Source organism: Kocuria sp. CPCC 205231 (genome assembly GCF_040980965.1).
GTDB classification, from domain to species: Bacteria; Actinomycetota; Actinomycetes; order Actinomycetales; family Micrococcaceae; genus Kocuria; species Kocuria rosea.
In genome coordinates this window covers 38,936-54,690 of record NZ_JAVKPP010000010.1, presented here as the reverse complement: position 1 = coordinate 54,690, position 15,755 = coordinate 38,936, and the positions used below count along the sequence as shown (strand labels likewise).

General features: G+C 75.2%; 17 protein-coding genes, 4 tRNA genes and 1 riboswitch. Of the genes, 17 read left to right on the top strand and 4 right to left on the bottom strand.

Features of this window, described 5'->3' with window-relative positions; translation table 11 throughout:
- The first annotated feature begins 133 nt into the window (after positions 1 to 133).
- Positions 134 to 1,447, top strand: coding sequence for an alpha/beta hydrolase family protein (locus RF640_RS11840; protein WP_368827932.1), 1,314 nt, complete (start codon positions 134 to 136; stop codon positions 1,445 to 1,447).
- Between the two features lie 25 nt (positions 1,448 to 1,472).
- On the opposite strand, the gene ybaK is transcribed toward RF640_RS11840, so the two are convergent.
- The 3 genes from ybaK to RF640_RS11825 are packed head-to-tail and all read right to left on the bottom strand — an operon-like array spanning position 1,473 to position 3,342.
- Positions 1,473 to 1,964 (bottom strand): Cys-tRNA(Pro) deacylase, encoded by a 492-nt coding sequence (gene ybaK, locus RF640_RS11835; RefSeq protein ID WP_368827930.1) that lies wholly within the window; start codon positions 1,962 to 1,964, stop codon positions 1,473 to 1,475.
- Between the two features lie 17 nt (positions 1,965 to 1,981).
- Positions 1,982 to 2,437: a SufE family protein gene (locus tag RF640_RS11830; RefSeq protein ID WP_035924019.1), complete on the bottom strand. Its 456-nt coding sequence runs from the start codon at positions 2,435 to 2,437 to the stop codon at positions 1,982 to 1,984.
- Positions 2,434 to 3,342: a sulfurtransferase gene (locus RF640_RS11825; RefSeq protein ID WP_017834192.1), complete on the bottom strand. Its 909-nt coding sequence runs from the start codon at positions 3,340 to 3,342 to the stop codon at positions 2,434 to 2,436. The genes RF640_RS11830 and RF640_RS11825 overlap by 4 nt, the downstream gene beginning before the upstream one ends.
- 280 nt (positions 3,343 to 3,622) lie before the next feature.
- Here RF640_RS11825 and zapE point away from each other — a divergent pair, with 280 nt between their 5' ends.
- Positions 3,623 to 4,684 (top strand): cell division protein ZapE, encoded by a 1,062-nt coding sequence (zapE, locus tag RF640_RS11820; RefSeq protein WP_017834193.1) that lies wholly within the window; start codon positions 3,623 to 3,625, stop codon positions 4,682 to 4,684.
- A 124-nt stretch (positions 4,685 to 4,808) separates the two neighbouring features.
- On the opposite strand, the gene RF640_RS11815 is transcribed toward zapE, so the two are convergent.
- Positions 4,809 to 4,880, bottom strand: a tRNA-Val gene (locus tag RF640_RS11815).
- Between the two features lie 298 nt (positions 4,881 to 5,178).
- Here RF640_RS11815 and RF640_RS11810 point away from each other — a divergent pair.
- The 15 genes from RF640_RS11810 (at position 5,179) to hisG (ending at position 15,721) form a co-directional block, all read left to right on the top strand.
- Positions 5,179 to 5,251 (top strand) — tRNA-Gly (locus tag RF640_RS11810).
- Between the two features lie 60 nt (positions 5,252 to 5,311).
- A tRNA-Cys gene (locus RF640_RS11805) sits at positions 5,312 to 5,382 on the top strand.
- A 50-nt stretch (positions 5,383 to 5,432) separates the two neighbouring features.
- Positions 5,433 to 5,507 (top strand) — tRNA-Val (locus RF640_RS11800).
- A gap of 164 nt (positions 5,508 to 5,671) precedes the next feature.
- Positions 5,672 to 6,526 (top strand): hypothetical protein, encoded by an 855-nt coding sequence (locus RF640_RS11795; protein WP_035924018.1) that lies wholly within the window; start codon positions 5,672 to 5,674, stop codon positions 6,524 to 6,526.
- A 74-nt stretch (positions 6,527 to 6,600) separates the two neighbouring features.
- On the top strand, positions 6,601 to 7,173 hold the full coding sequence (def, locus tag RF640_RS11790) for a peptide deformylase (RefSeq protein WP_017833939.1): 573 nt from the start codon (positions 6,601 to 6,603) through the stop codon (positions 7,171 to 7,173).
- A gap of 34 nt (positions 7,174 to 7,207) precedes the next feature.
- Positions 7,208 to 8,131, top strand: a complete 924-nt coding sequence (gene fmt, locus RF640_RS11785) for a methionyl-tRNA formyltransferase (protein WP_017833940.1) — start codon at positions 7,208 to 7,210, stop codon at positions 8,129 to 8,131.
- Positions 8,128 to 9,717: an RsmB/NOP family class I SAM-dependent RNA methyltransferase gene (locus RF640_RS11780; RefSeq protein WP_368827927.1), complete on the top strand. Its 1,590-nt coding sequence runs from the start codon at positions 8,128 to 8,130 to the stop codon at positions 9,715 to 9,717. Before fmt ends, RF640_RS11780 begins: the two co-directional genes overlap by 4 nt.
- Before the next feature lie 31 nt (positions 9,718 to 9,748).
- Entirely contained in the window at positions 9,749 to 10,414 is a 666-nt protein-coding gene (gene rpe / locus RF640_RS11775) for a ribulose-phosphate 3-epimerase (protein ID WP_017833942.1), read from the top strand.
- A gap of 55 nt (positions 10,415 to 10,469) precedes the next feature.
- Positions 10,470 to 10,633, top strand: a riboswitch (FMN riboswitch).
- A 117-nt stretch (positions 10,634 to 10,750) separates the two neighbouring features.
- Entirely contained in the window at positions 10,751 to 11,809 is a 1,059-nt protein-coding gene (gene ribD / locus RF640_RS11770; protein ID WP_035924014.1) for a bifunctional diaminohydroxyphosphoribosylaminopyrimidine deaminase/5-amino-6-(5-phosphoribosylamino)uracil reductase RibD, read from the top strand.
- An 86-nt stretch (positions 11,810 to 11,895) separates the two neighbouring features.
- Entirely contained in the window at positions 11,896 to 12,573 is a 678-nt protein-coding gene (locus tag RF640_RS11765) for a riboflavin synthase (RefSeq protein WP_272027515.1), read from the top strand.
- Complete coding sequence (ribB, locus tag RF640_RS11760; RefSeq protein WP_081994146.1) at positions 12,573 to 13,247, top strand: 3,4-dihydroxy-2-butanone-4-phosphate synthase; 675 nt, start codon at positions 12,573 to 12,575, stop codon at positions 13,245 to 13,247. The genes RF640_RS11765 and ribB overlap by 1 nt, the downstream gene beginning before the upstream one ends.
- Positions 13,244 to 14,005 (top strand): GTP cyclohydrolase II, encoded by a 762-nt coding sequence (locus RF640_RS11755; RefSeq protein ID WP_144836576.1) that lies wholly within the window; start codon positions 13,244 to 13,246, stop codon positions 14,003 to 14,005. Before ribB ends, RF640_RS11755 begins: the two co-directional genes overlap by 4 nt.
- The gene (gene ribH / locus RF640_RS11750; RefSeq protein ID WP_017833947.1) at positions 14,002 to 14,481 is read left to right on the top strand and encodes a 6,7-dimethyl-8-ribityllumazine synthase; all 480 of its coding nucleotides are present in this window, start codon (positions 14,002 to 14,004) and stop codon (positions 14,479 to 14,481) included. The genes RF640_RS11755 and ribH overlap by 4 nt, the downstream gene beginning before the upstream one ends.
- A gap of 70 nt (positions 14,482 to 14,551) precedes the next feature.
- Positions 14,552 to 14,815, top strand: coding sequence for a phosphoribosyl-ATP diphosphatase (locus RF640_RS11745; protein WP_017833948.1), 264 nt, complete (start codon positions 14,552 to 14,554; stop codon positions 14,813 to 14,815).
- Positions 14,816 to 14,875: 60 nt separating this feature from the next.
- Positions 14,876 to 15,721 (top strand): ATP phosphoribosyltransferase, encoded by an 846-nt coding sequence (gene hisG, locus RF640_RS11740; RefSeq protein WP_095651010.1) that lies wholly within the window; start codon positions 14,876 to 14,878, stop codon positions 15,719 to 15,721.
- Positions 15,722 to 15,755: the final 34 nt, after the last annotated feature.

Below are 15,755 nucleotides of genomic sequence, written 5' to 3'. Positions count from 1 at the left end.
CGGCGGTCCCCGCACGGGGCCCGCCCGGCGGTCCGCACGGGGCGGCGCGGGGCCTGCGGGGCGCGGACCGCCCGGCCAGCACAACGACGCGTCCCTCCCGGTTATGCCCGGGCTGCGTGGAAGACTGGGGGGCATGCCCCGTCGCCCCCTGCCGGTCCCCGCCGCCCCCGAGCCCCAGTCCGCGACGCAGTGGGCGCGCGGCGCCGTGGTGGGCGCGGCCGTCACGGTGGGGGCGGCGTCCCTGTCCTTCGGGCTCTCGAGCGCGGCGGCCGCCTACTTCGCGCGGCAGGTGGTGGTCCCGCCGAAGTACCGCTCCGAGGACCTGCACATCCTCGGCGTCACCCGCACCGGCGAGGACGGCGACCCGTCCGCGACGACGCTCGTGCGGCTCCCCGCCACGGTGGACACCACCGTGGCGGGGACCTACAGCCTGCGCTTCGACGCGGGCCGCGGTCACGCCCGGATCGGCGCCATCCGCTCCTACTCCCCCCGGGAGGGCACCGTGACCCGGGTGGTCGAGGAGGTCTACTCGGGGGACCTCTCCCGGGCGACCCGCGGCTTCTGGTCCGGGACGGTCTACCCGGACCCCGGGGCGGCGGGCCTGCCGTTCGAGGAGGTGGAGATCCCGATCGAGGTCGGGCCGGCGCCCTGCTGGGTGGTCCCCGCGGAGGGCGGGCCGACCCCGGAGGGCGAGCGGCCCCGGGTGCTCCCGGGTCCGTGGGCGATCATGGTGCACGGGCGCGGCGCCAACCGGATGGAGACGGTCCGTGCCGTGCCGGTGGCGCGGGAGCTCGGGCTGACCTCCCTGCTGATCTCCTACCGCAACGACCGGGAGGCGCCGCCCACGCACGACTTCCGGTACGGGCTGGGCTTCACGGAGTGGAAGGACGTGCAGACGGCGATCAGCTACGCGAAATCCCGCGGCGCCACCCAGATCGTGCTCTTCGGCTGGTCCATGGGCGGGGCGATCTCGCTGCAGACGGCCGACCTGTCCTTCTACCGGGACGACATCGCGGCCCTCGTGCTCACCGGCCCGGTGGTCGACTGGTTCGAGCTGATCGCCCACCACTCCCGCTCCCGCCGGATCCCCTCGGGGATCGGCCGGCTGGCCACGAACCTGATCTCCCACCCGGCGGGGCGGATGCTGACCGGTCTCGCCGCTCCGGTGGACCTCCAGGCCCTCGACTGGCTCTCCCGGTCCGAGCACCTGCGCACGCCCACCCTGGTGCTGCACTCCGTGGACGACGAGTTCGTCCCGGCCGCCAGCTCCCGCCGGCTCGCGGAGCTCAACCGGCTCGTGGAGTTCGTGCCCTTCGCCCGCGCCCGGCACACCAAGGAGTGGAACGTGGACCCGCAGCGCTGGGAGGACGCCGTGCGGCGCTGGCTGCCCGCCCGGCTGGCCCAGGACGCCAGGACCCTCGGGCCCGTGCGCGCGCAGCGGAGCTGAGGTCCGGTCCGGACCGCGGCGCGGGTCAGGAGCGCAGCGCGGCGGTGCGCCCGCCCGTGAGCCGCAGCAGCTCGGCCGGGGGCAGCTCGACGTCGAGCCCGCGCCGCCCGCCGGAGACGAGGACCGTGGGCCATGTCTCCGCGGAGTCGTCGAGCAGGGTGGGGGAGGGTGTCTTCTGCCCGAGGGGCGAGATCCCGCCCACCACGTAGCCGGTGCGCCGCTCCGCGAGCCGGGGCTCGGCCAGGGCGGCCCGCTTCCAGCCCAGGGCGGCCGCGGCCGCGCGCAGGGACAGCCGCGCGGAGACGGGCAGCACCGCGACCGCCCAGTCCCGCTCGTGCACGACCAGCAGCGTCTTGAACACCTGGCCCGGGTCGCGCCCCAGCGCGGCGGCGGCCTCCAGCCCGTAGGACGCGGCCGCAGGGTCGTGGGCGTACTCGTGCACGGTGAAGGCCACGCGCTCCCGCGCCAGGAGCGCGACGGCTGCGGTGGGGCCCGCACCGCGGGACGCCTTCGCCATGCCGGTGCCCCGGGGCCTCAGGCGTCCTGGAGCTCGCGGACGCGCCGCTTGATCCGGGCCAGCATCGCGGACATCCCGCGCATCCGCAGGGGCGAGACCAGCTGGGTGAGCCCGAAGCGCTCCGGCAGGTCGTCGGGGACGTCCAGGACCTGCTGGGCCGGGAGCCCGTCGAGGCCCTCGTGCAGGATCGAGGCGAAGCCGCGGGTGGTCGGGGCCTCCGCCGGGGCGGAGAAGAACAGCCGCACCGGGGCGCCGGGGCCGGGGACGGCGCCCTCCTCCCACTCGACGGTCAGGAACAGCGGCGACTGACACTCGACCACCTGCTCGAGCTCCTCCGGGTGCTCGCCCAGGCGGTCCGGCAGCGCCGGCAGGGAGCGGGAGAAGTCGAGCAGCAGCTCGAGCTTGTCCTCCTGCGGCACGGCCGTGAAGTCCGCGACGAGCTCCTCGAGCTGGGCGGGCAGGGCCCCGCTCATCGGGCCGACCCCGGGACCTCGCCGGGCTCCTCGCCGCGGACGATCGGCACGCGCACGGAGTTGCCCCACTCGGTCCAGGAGCCGTCGTAGTTGCGGACCCTGTCGTAGCCCAGCAGGTGCTTGAGCACGAACCACGTGTGGCTGGAGCGCTCGCCGATGCGGCAGTACGCGATGATGTCGTCGTCGGGGGAGAGCCCGACCTCGTCGCGGTAGATCGCCTCGAGCTCCTCGCGCGAGCGGAACGTGGCGTCCTCGGCGGCGGCCCGCGCCCACGGCACGGACGCCGCGGTCGGGATGTGCCCGCCGCGCAGCGTGCCCTCCTGGGGGTACTCGGGCATGTGCGTGCGCTCGCCCGTGTACTCCGGCAGGGACCGGACGTCGATCAGCGGCTGCTCGCCCAGGTGGGCCAGCACGTCCTCCTGGAAGGCGCGGATCGGGGCGTCGTCGCGCTCGACCACGGGGTAGTCGGCGCGCTCGGGCACGACCTTCTCCGTGGACAGCTCACGGCCCTCGGCGACCCACTTGTCCCGCCCGCCGTTCATGAGCCGCACGTCCGGGTGGCCGAACAGCTCGAACACCCACAGCGCGTAGGCGGCCCACCAGTTGGACTTGTCCCCGTAGACCACGATCGTGGTGTCGCGGGAGATGCCCTTGCGCGCCATGAGCTCGGCGAACTCCGCGGCGTCGACGTAGTCCCGGGTGTCGGGACGGTTCAGGTCGGTGTGCCAGTCGATCTTCACGGCGCCGGGCACGTGGCCGGTCTCGTAGAGCAGGACGTCCTCGTCCGACTCGACCACGACGACCCCGGGGTCGTCCCGGTGCTCGGCGACCCACTGGGTGGACACGAGTCGTTCGGGGTGCGCGTACTGCGCGAATTCTTCGTTGTTCTCCACGGCAACGCCCATGGGGACTCCTTCCGGGGTGGGGATCAGGGGAACGGGTCCTCGCGGACCGGCTTCCCCTCCAGGGTAGTGGTCCCGGCGGCGGACCGCCCCCGCCGGGGAGCCGCCGGGGCCCCGGCCCGGCCCTGCCGCGACCCCGTCGCGGCGGTGCCGCCGCCCTGATGACGCGGCGGGCGCGTCCCGGGCGACGGGGAGCCGGTAAAATCGCCGGAGCACGCGCGTGCGCCGCTCGGCGCGCCGAACCAGCGAACCGCCGGGCGCGGCGGACAGAGAGGTCTCCCAAGTGAGCATCCAGATCGAACACCTCACCGAGCGGCGCCCCCAGGTGTCGGCCGACGAACTGCTGTCGGCGTTCCGGCCCTCGGAGCGCTTCGGGGAGGTCTCGTTCGACACCTACCGCCCCGACCCGCAGCAGCCGTCCCAAGCGGAGGCGGTGCGGGAACTGCGGAAGTTCGCGGAGTCCGTCAACCGCTCGACCGGCTCCGGCGGCGGGTTCTTCACGAAGCTCTTCGGCGGAGGCCCCCGCAAGGACGAGGTCCGGACGGGGATCTACCTCGACGGCGGCTTCGGGGTGGGCAAGACCCACCTGCTCGCGTCCCTGTGGCACGCGGTCCCCGGTCCCAAGGCGTTCGGCACCTTCGTGGAGTACACCAACCTCGTGGGGGCCCTGACCTTCCGCAAGGCCGTCGACGCCCTGAGCGCCTACAGCCTCGTGTGCATCGACGAGTTCGAGCTCGACGACCCCGGGGACACGGTCCTCATGTCCCGGCTGATGCGCGAGCTCGCCGACTCCGGCGTGCGGATCGCGGCGACGTCCAACACCCTGCCCGGATCGCTCGGCGAGGGCCGCTTCGCCGCGCAGGACTTCCAGCGGGAGATCCAGGTGCTGGCCGACCAGTTCGAGGTGCTGCGCATCGACGGCGAGGACTTCCGCCACCGGGGCCTGCCGCAGGCCCCGGCGCCGCTGTCCGACGGCGAGCTCGACCGGGCCGTGGAGGAGCACTTCCCGGGCCGCGTCGTGGCCGCCGACCGGTTCGCCGACCTCGTGGAGCACCTCGCGAGCGTGCACCCCTCCCGGTACCGCAAGCTCCTCGAGGGGATCGACGCCGTGGTCTGGCGCGACGTGCACACCATCGAGCAGCAGGCCGTCGCCCTGCGCTTCGTGGTGCTGGCGGACCGGCTCTACGACAAGAACCTGCCGATCATCGCCTCCGGCCGGCCCTTCGACGAGGTCTTCACGGCCGAGATGATGGCCGGCGGCTACCAGAAGAAGTACTTCCGCGCCGTCTCCCGCCTCACGGCGCTGGCCCGCGAGGGCATCCTCGGGGACGTCTCCGCGGTCTGAGCGCCCGCACCCCCTCCGGGCGCCGCGGCGCCCGGAGGGACGGGCCCGCGCGTCGTCAGGGCGCACCGACGACGACAGAGGGCCCCGGCTGGAATTCCAGCCGGGGCCCTCTGTGCACTGCTCGTGCGCGATACTGGGTTCGAACCAGTGACCTCTTCGGTGTGAACGAAGCGCGCTACCACTGCGCCAATCGCGCTCACTGCTCGAAAACCATAACCCACATCCCGGCCGCGGGCCAATTCGGGGGCGGGCACGGTCCGCCGGCACCCACCGCGCCGCGGCTCCCCGGGGGATTTGGCGTTTCGGAAAAGGGTCCCGTAAAGTCTCCACCTGTCAGGAACACCGACGGGTTCCGGCGAGCGGAGCGGCTACGAGGCCGCCCAGGACACCGATCCCGTCGACGCCTGCACGCCTCGGACCGGCGCGAACACCGCCGGAACGGTTGTGCTAGAGTTCCTGATCGGAAGATCGAGAGATCGACCGAAGCAAGACATGCGGACGTAGCTCAGCTGGTAGAGCACCACCTTGCCATGGTGGATGTCGCGGGTTCGACTCCCGTCGTCCGCTCGCAGTGATCGGCATGAACGATGTCGTGACCGACGGCCCTGTCCGCAAGGACCAGGTCCCGGTGGGGTGGCCGAGTGGTTAGGCAGCGGCCTGCAAAGCCGTCTACGCGGGTTCGAATCCCGTCTCCACCTCGGTGCACACCCACCACGCTTGACGGTCTCCCTCGGGAACCGCCGGTCGAGCGCGATTGGCGCAGCGGTAGCGCGCTTCCCTGACACGGAAGAGGTCACTGGTTCGATCCCAGTATCGCGCACCACCTGGAAGGCCCCGGCTCCACGAGCCGGGGCCTTCGTCGTGCCCGGACACGGCACCGCCCGGCGGGCGCCGTGTCCGAGGCGGTCGGTAGCCTGCGGGGCAGGACCCGGAGCACCGGGACCGCCCCGGGCCCCGGGGCGAGGCGAGGGAGAGGCGACGAGCAGCGTGACACAGCCCAGGCTGGCGGAACAGACCGAGTACGGGCGGATGTACGCGAGGTCCGTGGCGGACCAGGCGACCGTCCCCTCCATCACCACGGTCCTCTCCCGGGCCGCCACGGACCTGGACGGGTGGTACGGCTACTCCGCCGCGCAGGCCGCCGTGCGGGACGACCGGCTGCGCGCGGCCCTGGGCTCGCCGGCACAGCTGCGCGCCGTGGTGCGCGACGCGGCCAAGGCCGCCGAGCGGCACCGCGACGAGGCCGCGGCGCGCGGGGACCGCGTGCACACCTACGCCGAGCAGATCGCCCTGCGGGCCCTCGGCCGGCCCCACCGGGCCGCGGAGGCGCGGGCCGCGCTGGCCGAGCACGGCGAGGAGCGCTTCGCCTCGCGCTTCGACGAGTGGTGGGACCTCTACGCCCCCGAGCCGCTGGCCGTGGAGGTCACGGTGTGGAACTCCACCGTGGGCTACGCGGGGACCCTCGACCTCGTGGCCCGGATCGCGGGCAAGGTGTGCCTGATCGACTACAAGACGAAGGGCACGGACCGGGACGGGCGCGTGAAGTCCCTGGACCCCAAGGTCGTGACCCAGCTCGTGGCCGGGCTCAAGGCGGAGGAGTCCCTCGTGGACGCGGACGCCGGCACCTGGGAGCCGTGGGCGTACGGCGGCGCGGACCTGCTGCTGGGCGTGGCGGTCGGCGAGACGGAGGTCGTGCCCGTGCAGGCCGTCCCGGCGGTGCTCGAGCAGCACTGGTACAAGTTCTGCGCCCTGCACCGGCTGTGGACCCAGGAGACGGCCCTCGCCGCGGCCGGCCCCGCCCTGCGCCCCGTGCCGCCCCCGCCGCTGCGCGAGCAGGCGTAGGCCGGGAGCGCCCCGCGTGCCCGCGGGGGGACGGGCGGCCCGTAGACTTGCCGGGTCGAGAGCGAGGTCCCGCCATGTCCGTCCTGCCCATCCGCACCATCGGTGATCCCGTCCTGCGCACCCGCGCGGAGGAGGTCACGGCCTTCGACGACGCCCTGCGCCGGCTCGTCGCCGACATGCACGAGACGATGCTGGACGTCGGCGGCGTCGGCCTCGCCGCGCCCCAGGTGGGCGTCAGCGTGCGGCTGTTCACCTGGGCGGTCGAGGGCAGCGCGGGGCACGTGGTCAACCCGGTCCTGGAGGTGGGCGAGGAGCCCCAGGAGGGCGGCGAGGGCTGCCTCTCCGTCCCGGGCCTGGCCTACGACACCCCGCGCCGGAACTGGGCCCGGGTCACCGGCCTCGACCAGCACGGCGCCCCCGTGACCGTCGAGGGCACGGGCCTGCTGGCGCGCTGCCTGCAGCACGAGACCGACCACCTGGACGGGCGGCTCTACGTCGACCGGCTGACCGGCGCCGAGAAGCGGGACGCGATGCGGGCCATCCGCGCCGCCGGCTACGACGGCGTGGTGCGCGGCGTGGCCGGGCAGCGCGCCGCGCACGTTGGAACCTCCTTCGGGGCCGGCTCCTTCGGCGCCGGCCCGGCCTGATTCCCGCCCCCCGTCCCCACCCGTCAGGAGAGCCGTGAAGATCCTCTACGCCGGCACGCCGTCCGTCGCCGTGCCGCCCCTGGTCCACCTGGCCGAGCGGCCCGACGTCGAGATCGTGGCTGTCCTCACCCGCACCGACGCCCCCGTGGGGCGCAAGAAGGTGCTGACCCCCTCGCCCGTGGCCGAGGAGGCCGGGCGGCGGGGCCTGCCCGTGCTCAAGGCCAACCGGGTGGACGCCGAGCTGACCGAGCGGATCCGGGGGCTGGGCGCGGACGTCGCCGCCGTCGTCGCCTACGGGGCCCTGGTCCCGCAGGCGGCCCTGGACGCCGTGCCGCACGGCTGGATCAACCTGCACTTCTCCCTGCTGCCGCAGTGGCGCGGCGCCGCCCCCGTCCAGCGGGCCCTGATGGCCGGGGACACGGTGGTCGGGGCCAGCACCTTCCTGCTGGAGGCCGGCCTGGACACCGGGCCCGTCCTCGGCACGATGACCGACGAGGTCCGTCCCGACGACACGGCCGGGACGGTCCTGGAGCGCCTGTCCCGCACCGCGGCGCCGCTGCTGGCGGACTCCCTGCGCGCCGTGGTCGACGGCTCCGCGCGCCCGGCCCCGCAGCAGGGCGACGTGACCCACGCCCCGAAGCTCACCGCCGAGGACGGGCGGGTCCGCTGGTCGGACCCCGCCGTGGCCGTGGCCCACCGGGTGCGCGGGGCGACCCCCGAGCCCGGGGCGTGGACCCGGCTCGACGAGCGCCGGCTCAAGCTCGACCTCGTGCTGCCCCGGCCCGACGTCCGGGATCTCGCCCCGGGCCGGTGCGTCCTGCGCGGGGACGCCGTGCTCGTGGGCACGGGCTCGTACGCCGTCCAGCTCACCCGGGTGCAGCCGGCGGGGAAGAAGACCATGGAGGCCACCGCCTGGGCGCGGGGCCGCAGCACGGAAGAGGAAGTGGTGTTCCAGTGAGCGGGCACGAGGACAGGCAGGGCGGAGACCGGCGGGGCGACCGCGACCGGCGACCGGGAGGCCCGCGGCGCAGCGCGAGGGGCCACGAGCGCAACCGGCGGGCGCAGTCCGACCGCGCCTTCTCCTCGTCGGCGCCCGCGGGGCGCACGCGGCGGGCCGATCCGGCCCGGCTGGCGGCGTTCGAGACCCTGCGCGCGGTGTCCGAGGAGGGCGCCTACGGCAACCTCGTGCTCCCCAAGCTGGTCCGGGCCCACCACCTGGACCGGCGGGACGCGGGCTTCGCCACGGAGCTGGCCTACGGGGCGCTGCGCTGGCAGGGCACCTGGGACGCCGTGCTGGCCCGGTGCGTCGACCGGCCCCTGGGCGAGCTCGACGGCGCGGTGCTGGACGCCCTGCGCCTGGGCACCCACCAGCTGCTCGCGATGCGGGTGCCCGACCACGCGGCCCTCGACCAGACGGTGGGCCTCGTCCGGGCCGTCATCGGCGCGGGCCCCGGCGGGCTCGTCAACGCGGTGCTGCGCAACGTCGCGGCCCGGGACCTGCCCGCGTGGATCGCGGAGCTGACCGCCGAGGCCGTCGACGAGACCGCCCGCCTGGGCCTGGCCCACGCCCACCCGGCGTGGGTGGTCCGGGCCCTGCGCCAGGCGCTCACCGCCCACGGGCGGGACGCCGCCGAGCTCGAGGCGCTGCTCGAGGCGGACAACGCCGCCCCCGTGGTCAACCTCGTGGCCCTGCCCGGTCTCGGCGACCTCGACGAGGCCCTCGCCGCCGGCGCGGAGCAGGGGACGCTCGTCCCGGGCTCGGCGCTGAGCAGCGGCGGCGACCTGCACCGGCTCGCCTCCGTCCGGGAGGGCGGGGTCCGCGTCCAGGACGCCGGGTCCCAGCTCGTCGCCCGCGCCTTGCTCGCCGCCGGCCAGGACGCCGACGGCGGCGCCGGGGGCGGGCGCTGGCTGGACCTGTGCGCCGGCCCGGGCGGGAAGGCGGCCCTGCTGGCGGCGCTCGCCGACCGGCAGGGGGCGCACCTGACGGCCAACGAGGTGGCCTCGCACCGGGCCGAGCTCGTGCGCCGGGCCCTGCGGCCGGTCCCGGAGCGCGCCTGGACGGTGCACACGGGGGACGGGCGCGCCGCCGACGAGCTGCTCGGAGGCCGCCCCGTCGAGGAGGCCGGCTTCGACCGGGTCCTCGTCGACGCCCCGTGCACCGGCCTCGGGGCGCTGCGCCGCCGCCCGGAGTCGCGCTGGCGGCGCACCCCTCGCGACCTGGCGGAGCTCGGGCCGCTGCAGCGGGAGCTGCTGCACGCCGCCCTGGACGTCGCCCGCCCCGGCGGCCTGGTCGCCTACGCGACCTGCTCCCCGCACGCGGCCGAGACCCTCGCCGTGGTCCAGGACGTGCTGGCCCGCCGCGAGGACGCCGAGCTGGTCGACGCCCTGGCGCCGGTCCGGGCCGCGGCCCTGCCCGGCAGCCTCGACGGGGACCGCGACCCGTCCCGCCCGTGGGCGGGGGGCGCCGGCCCCGCGACCGTCCAGCTGTGGCCGCACGTCCACGGCACGGACGCCATGTTCCTGGCCCTGCTGCGCAAGCGCTGAGCCCCCGACCGCCCGACCACCAGGAGTCCCCGTGCCCCGCACCTGCATCCACCCCTCGATCCTCTCCGCCGACTTCGTCAACCTCGAGACCGAGCTGGGCCGGATCGCCGCCGCCGACGCCGTGCACGTGGACGTCATGGACAACCACTTCGTCCCGAACCTGACGCTGGGCATGCCCCTCGTGGAACGGATCCTCGCCGTCAGCCCCCTCCCGCTGGACGTGCACCTGATGATCGAGGACGCGGACCGCTGGGCCGCGGGCTACGCCGAGCTCGGCTGCGAGTCGGTCACCTTCCACGCCGAGGCCGCGCGCGCCCCGCTGAAGCTGGCCCGCGAGCTGCGCGCCCACGGCGCCCGCGCCGGGATGGCCCTGCGCCCCGCGACCCCCGTGGAGCCGTACCTCGACCTGCTGCCCGAGCTGGACATGCTCCTGGTCATGACGGTGGAGCCCGGCTTCGGCGGCCAGGCCTTCCTCGACGTCACGCTGCCGAAGATCCGCCGGGCCGCCGAGGCGATCCGGGCCGGCGGGGGACGGGTGGCGCTGCAGGTGGACGGCGGGATCACCGAGGAGACCATCGTGCGGGCCGCGGAGGCCGGGGCCGACACGTTCGTGGCGGGCTCCGCCGTCTACGGCGCGGAGGACCCCGGGGCCGCGATCACGGCCCTGCGCGGGGCGGCCCGCTCCGCGCAGTCCTGAGCCGGCCGGCCGCGGGCCGCCGCGGGCACGCCCTGTGACATAATCGGGGCACGAACAACGTGTTCCGGGGTCGGTGGAAGTCCGAACCGGCGGTCACAGTCCGCGAACCGGACGACCACGTCCCTGCGGGCGCCCAGCGCCCGCACCGACGGGTCGCCCGGCCGAACCGGTGGAACTCCGGTACCGACAGTCACAGTCTGGATGGAAGGCAACACGTTCAACGGCCCTCGTGGCGTGCCGTCGACGGCACCCGCCACGGCGCCGTCCGGACCCGTGGGTCCCGACGGCGGCACCGTTGTCCTGCGCCCCGGTTCCGCCCCGGGAAAGGACGACGTGATGGACCCGCAGCACCGGACCGGCGACGACGCCGAGCGCTCGGTCATGCGGACCGCCCTGCACGCGGCGGCGCGCGGCCCGCGCGGGGCCAACCCCCTCGTCGGAGCCGTCCTCGTCGACGCCGAGGGGCGGATCCTCCACGTCGGCCACCACCGCGGGGCGGGCACCGTCCACGCCGAGGTCGACGTCCTGGAGCGCGCCGGGTCCGCCGGCACCGACCTCCGGGGCACCACCATGTACGTCACCCTCGAGCCGTGCAACCACTGGGGCCGCACCGGCCCGTGCGCCGAGGCGATCGTGGAGGCCGGTGTGCCCCGCGTGGTCTACGGCGCCCCCGACCGCACCGCCGCCGCCGCCGGCGGAGCCGCCACCCTGCGCGCCGCGGGCCTCGAGGTCCGCTCGGGGCTGCTGGCCGAGGACGCCGAGCGGCTCAACGACCGCTGGGGCGAGACCGTGCGCGCCCAGCGCCCGTTCGTGACCCTGAAGGTCGCCCAGAGCCTCGACGCCCGGATCGCCGCCGCGGACGGGACCAGCCGGTGGATCACGTCGTCGTCGGCCCGCGAGCACGGGCACGACCTGCGCGCCCGCGCCGACGCGGTCCTCGTGGGCAGCGGCACGGTCCTGGCCGACGACCCCCGGCTCACCGCCCGCACCGGCGACGGCGGCGTGGTCCCGCGGCAGCCCCTGCGCGTGGCCATGGGCCTGCGCCCCGTGCCCCGGGACGCCGCGATCCGCGGGACCGACGGACGGTTCCGGCACGTCGCCACCCACGACCCCCACTCCGCCCTGGCCGAGCTCTACGACGCCGGCGTGCGCCACGTGCTGATCGAGGGCGGGGCCACCGTCGCCGCCGGCTTCCTGCGCGCGGGGCTCGTCGACGAGCTCAGCCTCTACCAGGCGCCCCTCGTGCTCGGGGCGGGACGGCCCGCCTTCGAGGAGCTGGGCATCGGCACCCTCGCGGACGCCTCCCGGTGGCGGCTCGACCCCGCCGGCGGCGGGCCCGTGCAGCAGCTCGGCCCCGACCTGTGGATCCACCTGCGGCCCGTCCCGCCGGACTGAGCGGACCGCCGGCCCCGAAGACCGACCGACAGACAGACAGACAGAGTCAGAGACCAAGACAGAGACAGAGACAGAGGTAGCACCGCATGTTCACAGGAATCGTCGCCGGCCAGGGCACCGTGCGCTCGGTCGACCCCCGCCCCGACGGCACGAGCGCCCGCCTCCTCGTGGACGCCGGCCCGCTCGTGGCCGACCTGCCGCACGGCGGCTCCCTCGCCGTCAACGGGGTCTGCCTCACGGCCACGCGCACCGAGGAGATCGGCCCCGGGCAGTTCCTGGCCGACGTCATCGGCGAGACGCTCGTGCGCACCAACCTCGGGGCACTGGCCGCCGGGGACACCGTGAACCTGGAGCGCTGCGTGCCCGCCGGCGGGCGGCTGGACGGGCACGTGGTCCAGGGCCACGTCGACGGCACGGGCACCGTCACGGTCCGCGAGGACCTGGGCGAGTGGGAGCGGGTCCGGGTCGCCGTGCCCGCCGAGCTCGCCCCGTTCCTCGCCGAGAAGGGGTCGATCGCCGTGGACGGCGTGTCCCTCACCGTGACGGCGGTCAGCGCCCCCGGCGCCGGGGAGCACTGGTTCGAGGTCGGGCTCATCCCGGCCACCCTCGCCGAGACCACCCTCGGACGCCGCCCCGTCGGCGCGTCCGTCAACCTCGAGGTCGACGTCCTCGCGAAGTACGCCCAGCGCCTGCTGGCCTTCGCCCGGACCGACAGCACCCCGGCGCCGGAGACGGCCCGGACCACGGCAGGAGAAGGAGCATGATGCGGACCAGCAGCACCCACGAGGGGACCGGCCGCGGGGGCGACGGGACGACCGGGGAGATCCGGCTCGACCCCGTGGGGGCGGCCGTCGAGGCCATGGCCCAGGGACGGCCCGTCGTCGTCGTGGACGACGCCGACCGGGAGAACGAGGGCGACATCGTCTTCGCGGCCGAGCACGCCACGCCCGCGCTGATGGGCTTCACCATCCGGCACAGCTCCGGCGTCGTGTGCGTGCCCATGACCGGGGCGCGGGCCGACGCGATGCGGCTGCCCCCGATGGTCGACGTCAACGAGGACTCGAAGGGCACCGCCTACACCGTCACGTGCGACGCCCGCCTCGGGGTGAGCACCGGCATCAGCGCCGCCGACCGCGCGCTCACCGCCCGGGTGCTGGCCGACCCCGCCGCCGGGCCCGGGGACATCACCCGGCCCGGGCACGTGCTGCCCCTCCGGGCCGCCGAGGGCGGGGTCGCCGTGCGCCGCGGGCACACCGAGGCCGCCGTCGAGCTGTGCTCCCTCGCCGGGCTCGAGCCGGTCGGCGTGATCGCCGAGCTCGTCCACGACGAGGGCGAGATGATGCGGCTGCCCGCCCTGCGCGCCTTCGCCGACCGGCACGGCATCCCGCTCGTGAGCATCGAGGACCTGGCGGCGCAGCTGCAGGAGGACCGCCGATGAGGCCGGACGCCCCCCTGGTCAGCTCCGAGCCCGTGGTGGTGCCCACGCCCGAGGGCCGGTTCGAGGTCATCGGCTGGCAGCTGCCGGGCGGGCCCAGGGACGCGGTCGCCGAGCACCTCAGCCTCACCGCGCCCTCCTCGGACCGCGTGCCCGTGGGCCGGCCCCCGCTCGTGCGGCTGCACTCCGAGTGCCTCACGGGGGACGTCTTCGGCTCCTACCGGTGCGACTGCGGACCCCAGCTGCACCTGGCGCTGCGCCGGATCTCCGACGACGGCGGCACCCTCATCTACCTGCGCAACCACGAGGGCCGGGGGATCGGGCTGGTGAACAAGCTGCGCGCCTACAAGCTCCAGGACGGCGGGGCGGACACGGTCGAGGCGAACGAGCTGCTCGGCCTGCCCGCCGACGCCCGGGACTACACCGCCGCGGCGGCCATCCTGCACCGGCTCGGGCTGACCCGGATCCGGCTGCTGAGCAACAACCCCGCCAAGGCCGAGCGCCTGGCCGACCTGGGGATCGAGGTGGTCGCCATGGTGCCCAACGAGGTGCCGGCCCGCCCGGAGAACCACGACTACCTCGTGACCAAGCGGGACCGCATGCGGCACCGCCTGCGCCACGTCGACGACCCCACCGCCCACCGCGGCCCCGCGGCGGAGCCCGGCGGCCGGGCCGACCGCAGCACCGACAGCACGACCGACCGCACGTACGACAGCACCACCGACAGCACCACCAACGGCACAGGAGACCACACCCCATGAGCGGACACGGCGCCCCCGACATCGACCTCAGCACCGACGACGCGAGCGGCCTGCGCGTCGCCGTCGTCGCCTCCAGCTGGCACACCGAGATCATGGACGGGCTGGTCGACGGCGCCCGCCGCGCGCTCGCCGACGCCGGCGTGCGGGACGCGCCGGTCGTGCGCGTGCCCGGCAGCTTCGAGCTGCCCGTCGCCGCGGCCCGCCTCGCCCCGGGCCTCGACGCCGTGGTGGCCCTCGGCGTGGTCGTGCGCGGCGGCACCCCGCACTTCGACTACGTGTGCTCGGCGGCCACGCAGGGCCTCACGGACGTGTCGGTGCGCACCGGCGTGCCCGTGGGCTTCGGCGTGCTCACGTGCGACACCGAGCAGCAGGGCCTGGACCGCGCCGGGCTCGAGGGCTCCCAGGAGGACAAGGGCTACGAGGCCACGGCCGCCGCGGTGCGCACCGCGCTGCTGCTGCGCTCCCTCGGGGTCTGAGCCCCGTCCCGCGGGGCGTGCGGGCCCGCGCCGGTCCGGAGGCCGTCGCGGACCCATTACCCTGGTAGTCGTGAAAACCTTCGAGACCCTCTTCGCCGAGATCAGCGACAAAGCCGTGACCCGACCGGAGGGCTCCGGCACGGTCCGGGAGCTCGACACCGGCGTGCACGGCATCGGCAAGAAGGTCGTCGAGGAGGCCGCCGAGGTCTGGATGGCCTGCGAGTACGAGACCTCGGAGCAGGCCGCGGAGGAGATCTCGCAGCTGCTCTACCACGTGCAGGTGATGATGGTCGCGAAGGGCCTGCGGCTCGAGGACGTCTACCGCCACCTCTGAGCGCCCCGCCGCACCGTCCGTCCCCGCCCCACCGAACTCCCTGAGCCGAGAAGGAACCCCATGCTGCGTGTCGCAGTGCCCAACAAGGGCGCCCTGTCCGAGTCCTCCGTCACCATGCTCAAGGAGGCCGGCTACCGGCAGCGGCGGGACTCCCGCGAGCTGGTGCTCGTGGACCCCGAGAACAACGTCGAGTTCTTCTACCTGCGCCCCCGGGACATCGCGGTGTACGTGGGCGGGGGCATCCTCGACGTCGGGATCACCGGCCGGGACCTGCTCCTGGACTCCGGGGCCCACGCCGACGAGGACCTCGGGCTGGACTTCGCCCGCTCCACGTTCCGGTTCGCGGGCCCGGCGGGCGAGTTCTCCTCGATCACCGAGCTGGCGGGCCGGCGGATCGCCACGAGCTACGACGGCCTGCTGCGCGACTACCTCGCCGAGCAGGGCGTGGAGGCCTCCGTGGTCCGCCTCGACGGCGCCGTGGAGTCCTCCATCCGGCTGGGCGTGGCGGACGCGATCGCCGACGTCGTGGAGACCGGCAACACCCTGCGCGCCGCGGGCCTGCAGGTCTTCGGCGACCCCATCATGACCTCCGAGGCGCTGCTCATCCGCAGCCGTGCGGCCGGGGAGCCCGAGGGCCTGGCCGTGCTCCGGCGGCGCCTGCAGGGCGTGCTCGTGGCCCGGCAGTACGTGCTGATGGACTACGACGTCGCCGAGGAGTACGTCGAGGCCGCCACCCGGATCACCCCCGGAATGGAGGGGCCCACCATCTCCCGGCTCGGCCGCGGCAACGCCTGGGCCGTGCGCGCCATGGTCCCCAAGTCCGAGACCAACAAGGTCATGGACGCCCTCTACGACGTCGGGGCCCGCGCCATCCTGGTCTCCCCGATCCAGGCCGCCCGGATCTGACCCCCTTCCCGCCCCATCCCCGCAGCCGAGGAGG

Excerpts from the sequence above, each read along its gene's own strand:
- RF640_RS11840 (WP_368827932.1), top strand. The coding sequence starts at position 134 with ATGCCCCGTCGCCCCCTGCCGGTCCCCGCCGCCCCCGAGCCCCAGTCC.
- ybaK (WP_368827930.1), bottom strand. The coding sequence starts at position 1,964 with ATGGCGAAGGCGTCCCGCGGTGCGGGCCCCACCGCAGCCGTCGCGCTC.
- RF640_RS11830 (WP_035924019.1), bottom strand. The coding sequence starts at position 2,437 with ATGAGCGGGGCCCTGCCCGCCCAGCTCGAGGAGCTCGTCGCGGACTTC.
- RF640_RS11825 (WP_017834192.1), bottom strand. The coding sequence starts at position 3,342 with ATGGGCGTTGCCGTGGAGAACAACGAAGAATTCGCGCAGTACGCGCAC.
- def (WP_017833939.1), top strand. The coding sequence starts at position 6,601 with ATGTCCGTCCTGCCCATCCGCACCATCGGTGATCCCGTCCTGCGCACC.
- ribD (WP_035924014.1), top strand. The coding sequence starts at position 10,751 with ATGGACCCGCAGCACCGGACCGGCGACGACGCCGAGCGCTCGGTCATG.
- RF640_RS11765 (WP_272027515.1), top strand. The coding sequence starts at position 11,896 with ATGTTCACAGGAATCGTCGCCGGCCAGGGCACCGTGCGCTCGGTCGAC.
- ribB (WP_081994146.1), top strand. The coding sequence starts at position 12,573 with ATGCGGACCAGCAGCACCCACGAGGGGACCGGCCGCGGGGGCGACGGG.
- RF640_RS11755 (WP_144836576.1), top strand. The coding sequence starts at position 13,244 with ATGAGGCCGGACGCCCCCCTGGTCAGCTCCGAGCCCGTGGTGGTGCCC.
- ribH (WP_017833947.1), top strand. The coding sequence starts at position 14,002 with ATGAGCGGACACGGCGCCCCCGACATCGACCTCAGCACCGACGACGCG.
- hisG (WP_095651010.1), top strand. The coding sequence starts at position 14,876 with ATGCTGCGTGTCGCAGTGCCCAACAAGGGCGCCCTGTCCGAGTCCTCC.